The organism is Echinicola strongylocentroti, assembly GCF_003260975.1.
In the GTDB taxonomy this organism is placed as follows: domain Bacteria; phylum Bacteroidota; class Bacteroidia; order Cytophagales; family Cyclobacteriaceae; genus Echinicola; species Echinicola strongylocentroti.
Map to the genome: position 1 here is coordinate 2378110 of NZ_CP030041.1, position 16056 is coordinate 2394165.

Sequence of the window (16056 nt, forward strand, 5' to 3'; positions counted from 1 at the left end):
ATTCAGGAGATTATTTTTCAGCACTATCACCGTTAGCAGGATCCTTGTCACCTCCTTCATCGCCCTCCGATGCTTCATCTGCCGGTTTGGGATCGACTTTCTCCTTCTCCGGCTGAGCCCCGGGCATGGACTTGATATAAAGATCTCGCTGAGGGAACGGAATCTCGATGCCCTCATCGCCAAACCGTTTGTAAATATCTTTCATCACTTCATTTCTCATATCCACCCAAGTATCGATATCTGCTACCCAAAAGAGCAACCGATACTCCACCGCACTATCAGCAAAGTTCTGCAAGAAAACACTAGGCCCTGGCACTTTGAGAATTCCATCTCTATCCAAGACACTTCTAAGCACCCCCTCCACTTTATCAGAATCCGAGCCATAGGCCACGCCGATAAACAGTTCCACTCTTCTCCGCTTGTTCGAAAGTGTCCAATTAATCAGCTGCTGGGAAAGCAGGTCGCCATTGGGCATGATCAGCTCCGAGCCATCATACCCAAGGATCTTACTGGCACGGATCCCTACTTCCTTGACTACACCACTACGACCACCTACTTCGATCACATCGCCAATCTGTACAGGACGCTCAAACGCCAGAATAATCCCTGAAACCAAGTTATTGATAATCGTCTGTAGGCCAAACCCAATACCTACGGAAAGGGCTCCCAACACAATCGCCACATTGTCCAATGGAATACCTGCCGCGGCAATGGCCAGCAAAAAGCCAATGGTAAACACGGCCAGCTTAATGAGCAAAATCGAAGACCCCAAACGCTGCTTACGGTTGGCAGCCATTTTTTGATCTTTGGCTTCAGCAAAATAAGAAATATACTTGGAGATGATACCGGAAATCCAAATGATGACCACAAATGTAAACACACTGCCAAAAGTGAACTTACTCTGCCCTATCGATCGCTCAGTAGACAAGAAAGCAGCCGTATGTTCATAAAGGTAATCGTAAATCGTAAGGTTTGTGGTAAGATAATAAAGCCATATTGCAGTCGCCAAAAACACGAAAATGTTTCTCACCTTACTGGTTATATCCTGAAAGTCAAAATAGGCGGTATACTCAGTGGTACTTTTCTTGCTCATCTCGATCTGCAGGTAAATGGCCTCCATGATCACCAACACAAAGACATATAGCCCCACGGCCTGCATAAGGCTGGTAGTCGCGGCCACCCCTAAGATCTTGGCCAAGCTATACCTTCCGAGCACATTGGAAATAACGGACAGCCCCTGAATAAGCAAAAACATCTGGATCAACAACACTACATACCTCGGATGGGTAATGTCACTTTTCTTTACAGCGCCAATGATATTATAAGCAAGCCCTATCCCCAAAAGACTGAGCAACAATAAGGCCCACCGCTCCTCAAAAGCCGTCTCAATGTACAGGTTACTGATGCTGTATATGATAAATATCAACAGAAAAAACCACCAATAAAGGTACACCTTCTTCTTCACGTGGGGCTTTATCAACACAGTGGTGACCAGCATCAACAGCCACAGCACCACCATGATCAACACTACCGGCGGTGACCTAAAAAAGAACGTAGCCAATGGCAACACTATGATCATTGCCGATAAAAACGGATTCCTTGGAACAAACTTGGTTCTTTGAAGGATAATATCCGAAAACTCCTTCTCTATTTTTATATGCCTCAGCAAATACCTAAACCACATAAAGAAGGCAAATATCAAGGCCGCTATCCACAACATCACCGGACGTGAAGCTTCCAAGTACCCGTTAAAAATGATGCTATTGATGATCACAGAATGATTGATCACCCTCATGATATCCTTGGTATCTGGATAGGAGCCACTTTCCCAGATAAAATTGATCTCTTTATCAAATAGCTGTCGCTCCAAAGCCCTTTCCCTATCCCTTATCTCCTCCTCAAAATCCCTCAGTGCTATCAAGGCACTTGAAAGCCTGGTCTGGTAACTGGCCAAATTAAGCTGTCTGGCCACAAACAGACTGTCCCCTGTATTTACGCGACCCTTAAGCTCACGAAGTTGATCCTGAAAGGCTGGTAATACTGATGGATCCTCAATGGACACTGTAAGCAACTTGTCTTTTTTTATGGCCTTTAGCGAATCATAAGCATTGAGCACATCGGCACTTTTGGTATCAAAATCTGTCTTCCACCGCTCCAACAGCCTATCCTGATAATTACTAAAGTTACTCAGCGCATTAAGGTAACGTAGATTTATATCCCTGTCCTTTCGCTCCAGCCTAATCCTCACTTGCTCTATCCTTTCTTCCACTTTCGGTAGCTCAATGCTAATTTCCGTAGTGTCCACCACCCGGCCCAAGATTTTGTTGATATGGTTGGTGGCAATAATATACCGCTCCATGGTATGGATGACTGAATTGAGGCTTCTCTCTTGTTTTACCGTATCCTTCCCAGCTGTCTGAACAGAATCCTCCGTCAATCCCAAAAGTGAATCACCTTTGGCCAAAATTTCAGTAGTCGTCTGAAAGGCAAACCCCTTGGGAATACCGCCCAAAAGACAAAAACACACAAGAAATAGGTAAAACTTAAAAATGGTCTTCATAAAACTGCGCTAAGAAATTACAACTAAAAGTAGCAAGAAAATTTGAGCACAAACCAATCACTCCCCTACAATGTTGCCCATTTTCAACGAATTGTGGCCATCCAATCCAGCAAAAAATCAATAATGGAAAATTATTAATGTAAAATTTCAACAAACCCAACAGGTATTAGATTAATATTTTATATATCATTACTTTTACATTCACCATTAGGTAACAAGGACTAATCAACCGTATTCAAAGCATGAAAAACTGGAACAAAGCACTACTCACCACCCTCCTTTACTGCTTGGCCGCCACTCGGCTTATCGCCCAAACCCCAACAGAAGACCAAAAAATGGAATGGTTCGCAGATGCCAAACTGGGAATATTCATCCATTGGGGCATCTATGCCGTCAACGGGATCGACGAATCCTGGTCGTTCTTTAACGACTACATCTCCTATGACGATTACATGAAGCAACTGGACGGATTTACCGCCTCCAATTACAACCCTGAAAAATGGGCGCAGCTCATCAAGTCCTCTGGCGCAAAATACGCAGTCATCACCGCAAAACACCACGACGGAGTAGCACTCTGGGACAGCAAAGTAAGTAACCTAACCGTAGTCAAGAAGACCCCTGCCCATAAAGATCTCATAGCACCTTTTATGAAGGCACTTGAAAAGGAAGGTATCAAGAAAGGCATCTATTATTCAGTCCTGGACTGGTCCCACCCTGACTACGACCGCAAAACCCGCACTCAATACCGATATAAAAACGATCCTGAGCGCTTCCAAAAATTCGTTGACTTTAACTTCAAACAACTCGAAGAGCTCTCTTTAAACTTCAACCCCGACCTATATTGGTTTGACGGCGACTGGGAGCACAAGGCCGAAGAATGGAGAAGCCAAGAGCTCAAAGACCAGCTTCTAAAATGGAACCCTAATGTCATCGTCAACTCCCGCATAGGAGGTCATCTTGGCGACTACGACACCCCCGAACAAGGCGTTCCTGTAACCAAACCCAACAGCAACTACTGGGAGCTATGCCTCACCATGAACAACAGCTGGGGATACCAACACAATGATGACAATTACAAAAGCCCAAATGAACTCCTGAGGATATTTGTAGACTGCCTCCACATGGGCGGAAACCTCCTGCTCGACATGGGGCCCAAACCTGACGGAACAACCCCCGATGAAGCTGTCAATATACTGGAATCATTTGGAAGATGGACCGACAAACACGCTGCGGCCATTTACGACACGCAGGCCGGAATCCCAGAAGGACACGTTTATGCTCCTACCACACTTTCCAAAGACCGAAAAACACTTTACATTTATCTAGACTACAAAGTAAATGAGTCATTGGTCATCAAGGGGCTGAAAAATAAGATCAACAGAGTCTGGGTGGTCGGCAATGGCACTAAACTAGATCACCGTGAAGTAGGAAAACAATATTGGAGCAAAGTCCCGGGCCTCAAATACATTGATATTCCAGATAGTGTCTACGATAAAGACATCACCGTTATCGCTGTCTTGCTGGACGATGAAGTAAACCTGTACCGTGAAAAAGGCCAAGTAATAGAAAGCAACTAATCCACATCCTGTTTTATTTAGCAAAAGAGTCAAAAACGACTCTTTTTTTGCCTATAAAGCAGTCATTTTGGCATAAAAACAAGCTAAAAACTTCAAAAAACGCCAAAAAGTCAGTAAAATCAAATAAAAAGAAAATTGGTACAAAATTCACTATAGTATGATTGTAGTTAAATAAAACAATTCAAAAACTAAAAATTCATACTACCATGAAACTCGTAAGATATAATCAATTAGAGCCCAACTATCCTTCCACGTTTAGCGGACTATTGGACAAGTTCTTTAACGACTCACTCCAAACGAGCGCTCAAAAGTTCACTCCTGCAGTGGACATCAGCGAAGATGAAAGCCACTATGAAGTAGAGCTGTCAGTACCCGGAATCAAAAGAGAGGACTTCAAAATCGACTTGGTAGATGGGAAGCTTATCATCTCTGGTGAGAGAAAAAGCAAAGAAGCCCAAGAAGGTAAAAATTACCATACCGTCCAAACTCAACACGGAGCTTTTAGCAGATCATTCTTCTTGCCCGAAGATGTCTCTACAGACAACATCGAAGCAAAATATGAGGATGGTATTCTAAAAGTCACACTCCCTAAAAGCGAGAAAAAGGTGCTAAAATCATCCATCGAAGTAAAATAAATGATAAGTGGGGCAACCCACTTATTTTTTTTGAGTTTAATTAAGTACAACATCAAACAAGACAAGGAGAACAACTGGCACCACACTTTATTTTCCTTTGTTAAAAGGTGTTAAATAACCTATTTTATATTGATCTTTACCCGATATTTGGGAACAAACCCTATGCTTAATCGTGTATTTGATACTGTAAACAAAAATAACTAAAGGAGACGAATATGAACAGAAAGCAATTCTTCCTCAGCATCATCTTGGCCTCTATCCTCGGTGGCTTGATAGCAGTAGCAGGAATAAGTCTTTTATCTCCATCCGAGAAAGTGGCTGCATTTGAGCAAAAGCAGAACACCAGCTTTGTCAATTGGTTAAAAGACGACAAATTCAATGTACCTGACGGAATCAACTTTGTAGCCTCGGCAGACCAAGTTCTTCCTGCAGTGGTACACATCAAAAGTAAAGTAACCATGCAACGCCGCGGAAGAAGCGGCAACCCGTTTGAAGAGTTCTTTGAATTCAGGAATCCTGATGGGGGACAACAACCTCCGATGGAAGGCATGAGCTCCGGATCCGGAGTGATCATTTCTAAGGATGGCTACATCGTCACCAATAACCACGTGATCGACGATGCGAAGGAAATTCAAATCACCCTGTATGACAACACCAATTACGACGCAAAAGTAATAGGAACTGACCCTACGACTGATTTGGCTTTGCTTAAAATCGATGCTTCCGGATTACCTTTCGTACCATTCGGTGATTCGGACAATACCAAGGTGGGAGAATGGGTATTGGCCGTCGGCAATCCTTTTGACCTGACATCCACTGTGACCGCCGGCATCATAAGCGCCAAAGCACGAAACATTGGCATACTCAGAAACGAAAACAACAATCTACAGATAGAATCCTTCTTACAGACCGACGCAGTGGTCAACAGAGGCAATTCCGGTGGAGCCTTGGTCAACCTCGCAGGAGAGCTTATAGGCATCAACACCGCAATTGCCAGCCAAACCGGAGCATTTAGTGGATACGCCTTTGCGGTACCGAGCTCTATCGTAAAAAAGGTAATGGACGACCTGCTCGAATACGGAACCGTCCAAAGAGGCCTATTGGGCATCCAAATACAGGATGTAAGCATAGCTAAGCAGTACTTGGACCTAGATACTGATGCCAACCAAGGCGTATATGTAGATAAAGTAAACGAAGACTCAGGCGCCGATGAAGCAGGAATCCAAAAAGGCGACATCATTATTGAAGTCGACGGTGTAACGACCAACAACGTATCCAACCTCCAAGAAATGGTCGCCAGAAAACGACCTGGCGACGAAGTAGAGGTCAAATTCCTGCGAGACGGAAAAGAACAACAAACTACTGCCACGCTGAAAAACGTCTCCGGCACGACCAAAGTCGTCAAAAAAGCAGAGGCCAAAACGACGGACTTTGAATCCGTAACCTTCAAGGACCTTGACCTTTCCTTGCAAGAACACCTCGAAATTGAAGGCGGAGCGGTCATAGACGATCTTGACAATGAAAAATGGGAAGAGGCCGGTGCCAGAGAAGGCTTTGTCATCACCCACATAGGCCGTGACAAAGTAAACGATGCAGAAGACCTCAAAAACAAACTCCAAAGAAACAAAGGACAAGAAGTAATGATCCTTGGATTTTATCCTAACGGACAGAAATCATACTTCGAGATAAAACTTAATAAATAGTATAGTGTTTAGTTGGTTTATGTATGTGTTAAAAGCCATCCGCAAAGAGCGGATGGTTTTTTTTATACACACTTGATACGCTTACCCCCGGCTAATGCATATTCCCGGATTATGGCTTTTCTGACCCGAAGTGCACCAGTAACTGTTATAACCTCTTCCACCGAGACGGATCTGCCCTCTATCATAAAGCAAAGCTGCTTCCTCCAACTTTTTCTCTTGACGCATAATAATCACGTATAAATTACACAAATAACATTTTTATATATTTATTTGACTTTTTTGGGAATATAAACGATATTCATGAATAAGGTTTGGTGTGATTCATAAGTAAGCAATCTTCTGAAAACAATCACCAACCCAGCTATACTCTACTAATTTAAGAATACCAAAATAAACCTGAGTCAATAATGGAGACGCGGCTTTTATTACTGACTTGAACCCGAAATATGCATAAATCGGGTTGAACGAAACTATTACTCTCAAACATCATGGAAACTTTACTCCCAAGGGTGGAAAACATCAAGCTTGTCATCTGGGATCTAGATGAAACTTTTTGGCAAGGCACACTTAGTGAAGAAGGTGTCACTTCCATACCGGAAAACATCGATTTGGTCAAGAAACTATCAAAAAGGGGCATAATCAATAGCATTGTCTCAAAAAATGACTTCAACACGGCAAAAGCCCAGCTTCAAAAGATAGGTATCTGGGAATACTTTGTCTTCCCTGCCATTGACTGGCGCCCTAAAGGGATGTTGGTTAGCAACATCATTGAAAACTGTCAACTCAGGAGCACCAACGTCCTATTCTTAGATGACAATCACTCCAATCTCGAAGAGGCAAAGTTTTATAATCCCAATATACATGCGCATTTTCCTGACTTTATACCAAACATTTTAGGCCACGAAGCATTTGCAGGAAAGGACGACAATACGCTCTCAAGACTACAACAATACAAAATCTTGGAAAAGAAACACGAGGCCCAAAAATCTTATGATGACAACCTCCAGTTCCTAAGAGCTTCAGGAATCCAAATCGAGCTGATAAACGACCTTTCTTCCTACGCTGACAGAATTCATGAACTCCTCCAAAGAACCAACCAACTGAACTTCACCAAAATCCGCCTCACCAAGGACGAGACGATCAAATTAATAGAGAACCCTAAACAACAAACTGCCTTGATCAAGGCAAAAGACAACTTTGGAAACTACGGAATGGTGGGGTTCTATAGTATTGACCCTAAAGACAAAAAGCTCCATCATTTTGTCTTCTCATGCCGTGTTCTCAACCTGGGGATACCGCAATACATCTATGCCAAGCTCAACTTTCCTGACCTGGACATCATCCCGGAAGTGGCAGAGACATTGGACTCCTCCCAACCTGACTGGATCACTGAAGTAGCAGCTACCACCTCGACAGTGGCCCAAAAGCACACTTCTACAAGGGAAATGCCCCAGAAATCACACAATTGGCTTTTCCGTGGCCCGTGTAATTATAAACAAACACTCTTTTACCTTTCCAATTCCGGCGTTAACATCACTCAAGAAACCAATTATGTAGCCAACAACCTCCCCGTCTCTACTACACACACCGTCTCTTTACTAAACGCCATCACCCTTACCCCGCACCAAAAGGAGCAAATTTCAGCAATTCCCGATATCCCGTTCTTTGACAAGCGTTATTTTGACACCGCTATCTCTAAACAATCGCCGGACTGCATGGTCATGGCCTTGGAAACGGACTATACCCAGCACATTTACCGTCACAAGAAATCAGGAGTGAATTTGCCCCTCGGCGCACAAGAAGGTGTCTTGACAGACCCTGCCGACCACTCTAAACTATTGGAATACTTTCACAAACGAGGAGCCACCTTATTTTCCCAATCATCTTTGGATAATTTCAAGCGAGATTTTGATCATTTGGGGCTCATCACGCCTGAGCAATTCCTGGCAAACTTAAGACAGATCCGGAAGTGGCTGCCAAAAGAAAAGCACCTTATCTTAATGAATGCCCCTAACACTACCGGCCCTCAAAAAGAGCGGACAAACCGACTTAACCAAATAGTAGACGAGTTTGTGAATAACCACCACAACACCCACTTACTTGACTTGCGAAAGCTAGACGACGAAGCCCCTGAGCTCCATGAGACCAGTACAAAATTCAATAGAAAAACTTATCTGGACATCGCCAGTGTGCTCTTAGAGATGCCCCTCTCTGTCTCACCCAAAAAGCAGGCAAGAAAAATAAGCAAATGGCTAATATGGAAAAACGAAGCTCGAATGCAGTACCTAGAAACCAAAACCTTTCTTAGGAAAACCATTTGGCTAAGGCTAAAACACCTGAATTTTATTTTGGCTACTGAATTTTTAACAGAAGTGGGGGCAGAAGAATTACTGCTGTCATTTTACTTCCCCTTGGCTTAACACCAGTCTTCTGGAAAGCCCATTGCCTTAGCTAGGGCCTGCTTTCAGTATAGGCCTTACGGGAGGGATCCGATCAGTCCCCCTCCCGTAAGGCTCCAATCAACTTAACTCAGGCAGTAATTTTTCCAGCACTTCCTTGGCTTCGTGCCACTCCAAACGAGGACCAAACTGGCTCACTACCTTAGAAGAGGCCAGGCTTGCCAGCTTTCCACTGGAGGCATACGAATGGCCATTGGTAATGCCGTACAAGAAGGCTCCTGCAAACATATCACCAGCACCATTGGTATCGACAGCTTCCGTTTTGTAGGGTTCTATATCGATAAAGGTATCTCCATCGTAGATCATAGCGCCATTTTTACCCATTGTGATCACAAATCGCTTGGCCACTTTTTTCAAGGCCTCTCTGGCTTTTACCAAATCCTCCTCACCCGTAAAAATCCTTGCCTCTTCCTCATTGGCAAACAACAAGTCCACTCCTGTCCCGATCACCTCCTCGAAGCCCTCTTTAAAATACTTCACCATGGCAGGGTCGGAAAAGGTCAAGGCCACCTTGGTTCCTTGCTGTTCTGCAAACTGCTTAGCATGCTGCATGGCTGATTTTCCATTGGGAGAAGTCACCAGGTATCCTTCTATATACAGGTAATCAGCATCATTGATCACAGCATCATTGATGTCTTGGGTTGAAAAATTCTGGGTTATCCCCAAGAAAGTATTCATCGTACGTTCAGCATCCTCGGTCACCATCACCAAGCATTTTCCCGTAATACCTTCCTCGAGCCTATCAGCAAACAAGTTGCTGCTCACTCCAGACGCCTTCATATCCTCCACAAAAAACTTCCCCAGCGCATCATTGGCCACTTTACAATTATAATAAGCACTCCCTCCAAACTGGCTAACGGCTATTACAGAATTGGCTGCAGATCCTCCACATTGTTTCTTGGCTTCAGCGGTATTGATCACCGACATCAACTCATTTTGACGAGGTTCGTCGACGAGTGTCATGAGGCCCTTTTCCACTTTGTTATCGACAAGAAACTTATCAGAAACCTTAAACTCCATATCCACGAGGGCATTTCCCATCCCCACTACATCGTATTTCTTTTTTGTCATAATATATCCTGTAATACTACATTGTTTTATTCAAAAATTTTATGCCTTTCAAAAGGCTTCTCCCTGTCAAACAGGTACCGGTAAGTATGGTGAGTCTTGTATATTTTGGCATATAACTGCTCGCACACACGCATCATTTTGGGGCTAAAATCACCTATCCAGTTCATCTCTATGGTTTCATAAGGAAAAGATTTTTGACTGGACATATCATTGAAGTTTTTCACCATGGCACTTTCCACTCCTTTGCCCTGATGCTCTGGCACTACGCCAAATACCAATCCAAGCATTTTGTTGGGTGGATTAAACACCTTATGGTAAAGGAATTTCGCTTTTCCCAGCCAATTCATATTGCCACCGACATACTTGAACAGTTGGTTCAGCTCAGGAATAGAAATAAAGAAGCTAACAGGAGCGCCTTTATAAAACCCAAAATAGATCAACTTTTCATCAATTACCGGCTTTAGCTTCTTGAGCATTAGCTGCGCTTCCTTTAGCGCCATGGTTTTACCCATGTGTTTGGCCCAGGCTTTATTATAAACTTCCACAAAGTACTCTGGAAACTTTTTGTACAATTCTTTCCCTTTCAGGTACCGGTATTCATAATCAGGGTCATCAAGGGTAATGGCAGCTCTTTTATAGAACTTGGGGTCAAAATCCACGCCTTTGACAGACCGCATGTACGTATATTGTTTAAAATACACCTGAAAACCATACTCTTCAAAAAATGCTTGATAATAAGGGAAATTCCATGGCATATTATAGTTTGGAGGGGTAAACCCTTCCACCAACAGTCCCCACCATTTGTCTCGTTCTCCAAAATTCACGGGGCCATCCATCGCTTCCATCCCTTGTTCCCCTAGCCAAGCCTTTGCCGTATCGAAGAGTTTAAAAGCCGCCTCCTGATTGTTCTCACATTCAAAAAAACCCATCCCTCCGGTCGGTTGCTTATCTTTCCATTTGGGGTTAGTAAAAGCGGCTATTCTGCCAATGGTCTTCCCACCATCATCCAACAACAACCAGCGTTTGGCCTTCGCACCTTTCCGAAACAGTTTATTGACATTCGGATCAAACAGCCCCTCAATATCTGCATCAATGGGCCTGATCCAGTTTTCCTCTTCTTGGTAAAGCCGAACGGCCATATCCAAAAACTCGCGCGCATCTGCGGGACTGGTTACCTCCAGTACATTCATCTGTTACAGTTGTTTTTTTGAAAGGCTAAAAATAGGGAGTTTTTCGGGGAATAGAAAAGATGGCCTAATCTTATCTGGCCAGTAAATATCCATGCGCAATGGATCAAACAAAAAAGCCGGAGGGTTGTCAGGGCAAACGCATTTAACATTAATTTCGTGTAGGCACCTATCATCCGTGCCGCTGGCACTCCTTCTGGAGGTGGAGGAGGCCTTAACATCCAGCGGATGAATCCGCTGGTTACTAAATCCATCGTGCCGCTGGCACTTTCTCCAAGTTTGTACATTAGGATAGCAGCAGCCTATCGCAGAAAATGCTGAAAGAGCAAGGACATCAGTTGGTTTAGAGGACCAATAAAGCATCGCACCTGTCTGCCCAAGTGGGGAGAATGATTTAGATAAGTTTAACCCGGAATATCAATGTCGTTTAGTTAAGAAGGTTTTCCAATACGGATCGTCCTTTGAGAGAATTATGGTTTTAATCCATGGCCTTTTTAAACATGTATAAAATGGATCCGCCTTGCAGGTATTGGGCGTTAAGAAATTAAAAAGCGGGGGCAAGAAGGCAGGCTTGTTTGACGAAATGCTGGCCAAAAAGAATGTTGGCAGCTAAAAAGGAGGAGTTTGCCTGCATGAGGGAAGGTTTTAATTTTAGGCCAATAGATGCACAGCGGCGGGGTTTTTTGGTTACTTTTTTGACCTGAAGCAAAAAAGTGACAAAGGTAAAGAGATGAAAACTATCTTGGAATTTAGCAAGAAAAATAATTAAACCAATATTTCCACATACACACTAACTAAACGACATTGCCCGGAATATGCATTAGCCTATCTGTTGCGACCTGAAACTGCTTCAAAATCAGTCGTTTCACTTTAGTTTTCGGCATAACCGTAGCGGTGCTACGCTAATGCCTCCAAACTAACTGATTTTCTTGCACTTTCAGCTCTCACTACGATTCCCAACGCATAATCCGGGTTAAATAGGTGCTCACAGAAAACATGGAAATCTTAGAAAAGCCTTATTTCATTCTGGGTCTTCTGTGCGTTCCGTGAGAAGTAAAACCTACGGGCAATAAAACGCATAATCAGACTATATTTTAAACATCAGCTCTTGTACAAACTTAAAACGGACAAAGCCCCATGATTTTAGAAACGCCTTGCGGTCTACTAGGCCTTTTGATTTCAGCCTTTTATAATCCATAATTGGACGATATACAAAAAAATAAATAACAAACATTCCTGCAAAATCATACCATCCGATATAATCAAATGCAAAAAGCTGCATGACAATCATCATGGGCAAAATAGTCACTAAATGATAGGCTATTAGCTTCCTCATTTCTCTAACTTTTTGATAAACTATTCTCCTCACTAGTAATCAAACGAGGTAATTCTGGGTCAGAAATATCTTCCTTATGCGAAAAAACCATTTGCGCTCACTCCTTAATTTAAAAAAAATCCTTAAAAAGAACATGGTTTTATTCAAAAAAAGCAAAAGGCCAGCTATTAAACTGGCCTTTTATTATCTATTTCCTAATATACACTAATCGATGACATCACCATAAAGGTCAAATTCGGTAGCTTCACTCACCTTCACTTGGACAAAATCCCCTACCCTACAATAATGCTTCGAAGCATCGATCAACACTTCATTGTCCACCTCTACAGAGTCGAATTCCGTCCTGCCCACAAAGTATCCATTCTCCTTCTTATCCACCAGCACCTTAAAGGTTTCGCCTACCCTTTTTTGGTTCAGGTCGAAGGAAATTTGCTCTTGAACTTCCATCAAGTAATTGGCTCTGGCTTGCTTTTCTTCATCGGGCACATCGTCATTCATACCAAATGCGTGCGTATCTTCTTCATGCGAATAAGTAAACACACCCAACCGCTCAAACTTCATTCGCTCCACAAAATCCACCATTTCCTGAAACTCCTTCTCTCCTTCTCCGGGATGTCCGGCGATCAAAGTCGTCCTGATGGCTATTCCAGGGATCTTTTCCCGAATTCGGTGGATAAGCTCTTCTTGCTTCTCCCTTGTAGTACCACGGCGCATTACTTTGAGCACGTCTGATGATCCATGCTGAAGGGGGATATCCAGGTAGTTACAAATATTGGGATGCTCAGCCATCACATCGATCACATCCATCGGAAAGCCCGTAGGATAGGCATAATGCAACCTCACCCAGTCGATGCCATTCACATCGGCCAGCGCCTTCATCAGGTCGGCAAGACGTCGCTTTTTATAAATGTCCAACCCGTAATAGGTGGAATCTTGAGCAATCAGCAAAAGTTCCTTAGTGCCATTGGCTGCTTTATGTTCTGCTTCTTTTACCAGCTCCTCAATCGGCTTGGAAACATGTCCACCACGCATCAGCGGAATGGCACAAAAAGAACAAGGGCGATCACATCCTTCGGATATTTTCATATATGCATAGTGCGATGGATGGCTCAGCAGCCGCTCCCCTACCAGCTCATGTTTATAATCCGCCTTAAACTTCTTCAGCAATGCTGGAAGGTCCCGCGTACCAAAAAAAGCATCCACCAAGGGAATCTCCTTTTCCAAATCATCCTTATACCGCTGCGAAAGACAGCCCGTCACATACACCTTCTCTACCAAACCTCTCTCCTTGGCATCCACATATTGCAGAATGGTATCGATCGACTCTTGCTTGGCATTATCTATAAAACCGCAGGTATTGATGATGACAATATTATTGTCCTGCTGCTCAGACTCGTGGGACACATTGATCCCGTTGCCCTTTAGCTGGGTCAACATCACCTCTGAATCCACCAAGTTTTTGGAGCACCCCATGGTGATGATGTTTACCTTGTCCTTTTTTAATGTTCTCGCCTTCAAATCTTTTCTTCTTTGCTGCAAAAGTACAAAAAGATAAGCAAAGGGCAGTAGCATGGCTACACTTAAGAGCAAAGATAAAAAATAATGTCCGGCATCAGGAATACGGCTTAGCCAACCCACCGCAATGAATCGAAAAGCACATTTGACCTGACACCGGACATGTTATCGCTTACTTATACTTTCCAGCCATCACGGTAGGTACGGCCTACAAACTGGTTCGCTTCCTCAAGATTGGTGATCAGCATCTTGTCACCATCCCAAAGCAGCTTCTTACGACCATAGTAATCCATGCCTCCATTGCTGTTTTCCTTTCTTAGCATATAGCTTCGAATGGCCAGATTCCCCATCAGCACCGTCTCGGTCATCGGCCCTGCATAGTCAAAAGACGAGGTAAGTTCCTTATGCTCTTTACTGGCAAAACCTGCTTTACACGCATCCACCCACTTACGCTGGTGGCCATATTCCGGCTCTGGAAAATCCTCCGTCTGCGGACCAAACTCTGTGGTGCCGTCATTAAGGTATAGTTTTGGCATCAAGGGGCTGCTGTCATTGATATTGGTAGAAATAATCCCTTTCTCTCCGATGATCAGCACGCCATTGGCACTGTCAGTACCACCTATATCATGATCTGCAGGGATGATATCAGGGTGTGCTGGCCGGATACCCCCATCGCTCCAGGTCATCTCTATGGGAGATTTGCTCTTCTCTGTAGCATCAAATTTCAGCGAGATGAATGATGATGCAGGACATCCCTCTGGATGATAGTCTGGCGTCCACATTTTGGTATAGACAGCTCCTACGCTACATTCAGCTGATTTAGGATAGTGGAGTCCCAAGGTACGGAAAGGTATGTCCACCAAGTGGCACCCCACATCTCCCAATGCACCGGTACCATAATCCCACCAACCTCGCCAGTTGAACGGATGGAGATTAGGCGTGTAAGGAATCTCTGGTGCTGGCCCCAGCCACAGGTTCCAAGAGAGCTCATCAGGCTTTTTACTTGGCTCCGGCTGCGGGAAGGCATTGCCTTGTGGCCAAACGGGACGGTTGGTCCATATTTCTACTTTGTGAATTTTGCCTATTTTGTCTGAATCGATCCACTGCTGCACCAAATTCAAGAGCGGATTAGAGCCTCCTTGGTTCCCCATCTGGGTGACTACCTTCTGGTCACGGGCCATTTGGGTGAGGAGCCTGGCTTCGCGGATATTATGTGTCATGGGCTTTTGCACATACACATGCTTGCCTCTTTCCATTGCAAATGCCGCTGCCGGACCATGCACATGATCAGGAGTGGATATGGTCACCGCATCGATGTCCTTTTCCTTTTCGAGCATTTCCCTGAAGTCAGCATACAGCTTGGCATTGGGAAAGTTCTTTACCGACTGGGAAGCAGAACCGGTAAAATCCACATCACATAAGGCCACTACTCTTTCGCGGCCATTGACAGAGGCATTTTTGATATCACTGGCGCCTTTGCCTCCCGCACCAATGGCCGCTATATTTAGCTGGTCACTGGGAGCAGTGAAGCCTACTCCTCCGAGCACGTGCCGCGGCACGATCAGAGCAGAAGAAGCCAAAGCAGCATTTTTGATAAAATTCCTACGGGAGTTTGGGTTCTCGGTTTTTTCAGGGTTTTTCATGGGTTTTTAACTGATTGATTTTTTTGCTTAATCGAATTATCAACCCAAAATAAGCCATTTATAATTCTGAAGCACTATAAACCGTAGAGATTATTTATCTTTTTTAAATGAAAACACCCTATAAAAACTATTGCTAAAAATTACATTTACAAAAATACCTTTAATCAAAATTTTAATTTATGGATTATATTCAATAATTTACCACGACATGATACAATATTAACCCTAAAAACTAAACCTATGCAACCCCTAACCAACCGTATCCGTTCAACTTTATTTTTCACTCAAAACACTTCCTTCTACTGCCATTTTTCTTGAGTAAACTTAAGTGATCAAGGTATTTTTTACCCTGATCTGAAACCATAATCCT

At 43.7% G+C, this 16056-nt stretch carries 10 protein-coding genes; 4 read left to right on the forward strand and 6 right to left on the reverse strand.

Going from position 1 to position 16056, the window contains the following annotated elements; genetic code table 11:
- Positions 1–10: 10 nt before the first annotated feature.
- Positions 11–2560, reverse strand: coding sequence for a mechanosensitive ion channel family protein (locus DN752_RS09130; RefSeq protein WP_112783655.1), 2550 nt, complete (start codon positions 2558–2560; stop codon positions 11–13).
- A gap of 242 nt (positions 2561–2802) precedes the next feature.
- Between DN752_RS09130 and DN752_RS09135 the strand changes: the two genes are divergently transcribed.
- From DN752_RS09135 to DN752_RS09150, 4 genes are all read left to right on the forward strand, one after another.
- Positions 2803–4137 (forward strand): alpha-L-fucosidase, encoded by a 1335-nt coding sequence (locus DN752_RS09135; protein ID WP_112783656.1) that lies wholly within the window; start codon positions 2803–2805, stop codon positions 4135–4137.
- 206 nt (positions 4138–4343) lie between these two features.
- On the forward strand, positions 4344–4772 hold the full coding sequence (locus DN752_RS09140) for an Hsp20/alpha crystallin family protein (RefSeq protein ID WP_112783657.1): 429 nt from the start codon (positions 4344–4346) through the stop codon (positions 4770–4772).
- Positions 4773–4987: 215 nt separating this feature from the next.
- Positions 4988–6475, forward strand: a complete 1488-nt coding sequence (locus DN752_RS09145; protein ID WP_112783658.1) for a Do family serine endopeptidase — start codon at positions 4988–4990, stop codon at positions 6473–6475.
- Positions 6476–6963: 488 nt separating this feature from the next.
- Complete coding sequence (locus tag DN752_RS09150) at positions 6964–8895, forward strand: HAD-IIIC family phosphatase (RefSeq protein ID WP_112783659.1); 1932 nt, start codon at positions 6964–6966, stop codon at positions 8893–8895.
- A 99-nt stretch (positions 8896–8994) separates the two neighbouring features.
- On the opposite strand, the gene DN752_RS09155 is transcribed toward DN752_RS09150, so the two are convergent.
- From DN752_RS09155 to DN752_RS09180, 5 genes are all read right to left on the reverse strand, one after another.
- Positions 8995–10005: an adenosine kinase gene (locus DN752_RS09155; protein WP_112783660.1), complete on the reverse strand. Its 1011-nt coding sequence runs from the start codon at positions 10003–10005 to the stop codon at positions 8995–8997.
- Between the two features lie 26 nt (positions 10006–10031).
- Complete coding sequence (locus tag DN752_RS09160) at positions 10032–11195, reverse strand: hypothetical protein (RefSeq protein ID WP_112783661.1); 1164 nt, start codon at positions 11193–11195, stop codon at positions 10032–10034.
- Between the two features lie 1084 nt (positions 11196–12279).
- Complete coding sequence (locus DN752_RS09170) at positions 12280–12528, reverse strand: hypothetical protein (RefSeq protein ID WP_112783663.1); 249 nt, start codon at positions 12526–12528, stop codon at positions 12280–12282.
- A gap of 204 nt (positions 12529–12732) precedes the next feature.
- Positions 12733–14046, reverse strand: a complete 1314-nt coding sequence (gene rimO, locus DN752_RS09175) for a 30S ribosomal protein S12 methylthiotransferase RimO (protein WP_112786479.1) — start codon at positions 14044–14046, stop codon at positions 12733–12735.
- 173 nt (positions 14047–14219) lie between these two features.
- Positions 14220–15686, reverse strand: a complete 1467-nt coding sequence (locus DN752_RS09180; protein WP_112783664.1) for a Gfo/Idh/MocA family protein — start codon at positions 15684–15686, stop codon at positions 14220–14222.
- Positions 15687–16056 lie beyond the last annotated feature (370 nt).

Excerpts from the sequence above, each read along its gene's own strand:
- DN752_RS09160 (WP_112783661.1), bottom strand. The coding sequence starts at position 11,195 with ATGAATGTACTGGAGGTAACCAGTCCCGCAGATGCGCGCGAGTTTTTG.
- DN752_RS09130 (WP_112783655.1), bottom strand. The coding sequence starts at position 2,560 with ATGAAGACCATTTTTAAGTTTTACCTATTTCTTGTGTGTTTTTGTCTT.
- DN752_RS09180 (WP_112783664.1), bottom strand. The coding sequence starts at position 15,686 with ATGAAAAACCCTGAAAAAACCGAGAACCCAAACTCCCGTAGGAATTTT.
- DN752_RS09155 (WP_112783660.1), bottom strand. The coding sequence starts at position 10,005 with ATGACAAAAAAGAAATACGATGTAGTGGGGATGGGAAATGCCCTCGTG.
- DN752_RS09170 (WP_112783663.1), bottom strand. The coding sequence starts at position 12,528 with ATGAGGAAGCTAATAGCCTATCATTTAGTGACTATTTTGCCCATGATG.
- DN752_RS09150 (WP_112783659.1), top strand. The coding sequence starts at position 6,964 with ATGGAAACTTTACTCCCAAGGGTGGAAAACATCAAGCTTGTCATCTGG.
- DN752_RS09135 (WP_112783656.1), top strand. The coding sequence starts at position 2,803 with ATGAAAAACTGGAACAAAGCACTACTCACCACCCTCCTTTACTGCTTG.
- DN752_RS09140 (WP_112783657.1), top strand. The coding sequence starts at position 4,344 with ATGAAACTCGTAAGATATAATCAATTAGAGCCCAACTATCCTTCCACG.
- DN752_RS09145 (WP_112783658.1), top strand. The coding sequence starts at position 4,988 with ATGAACAGAAAGCAATTCTTCCTCAGCATCATCTTGGCCTCTATCCTC.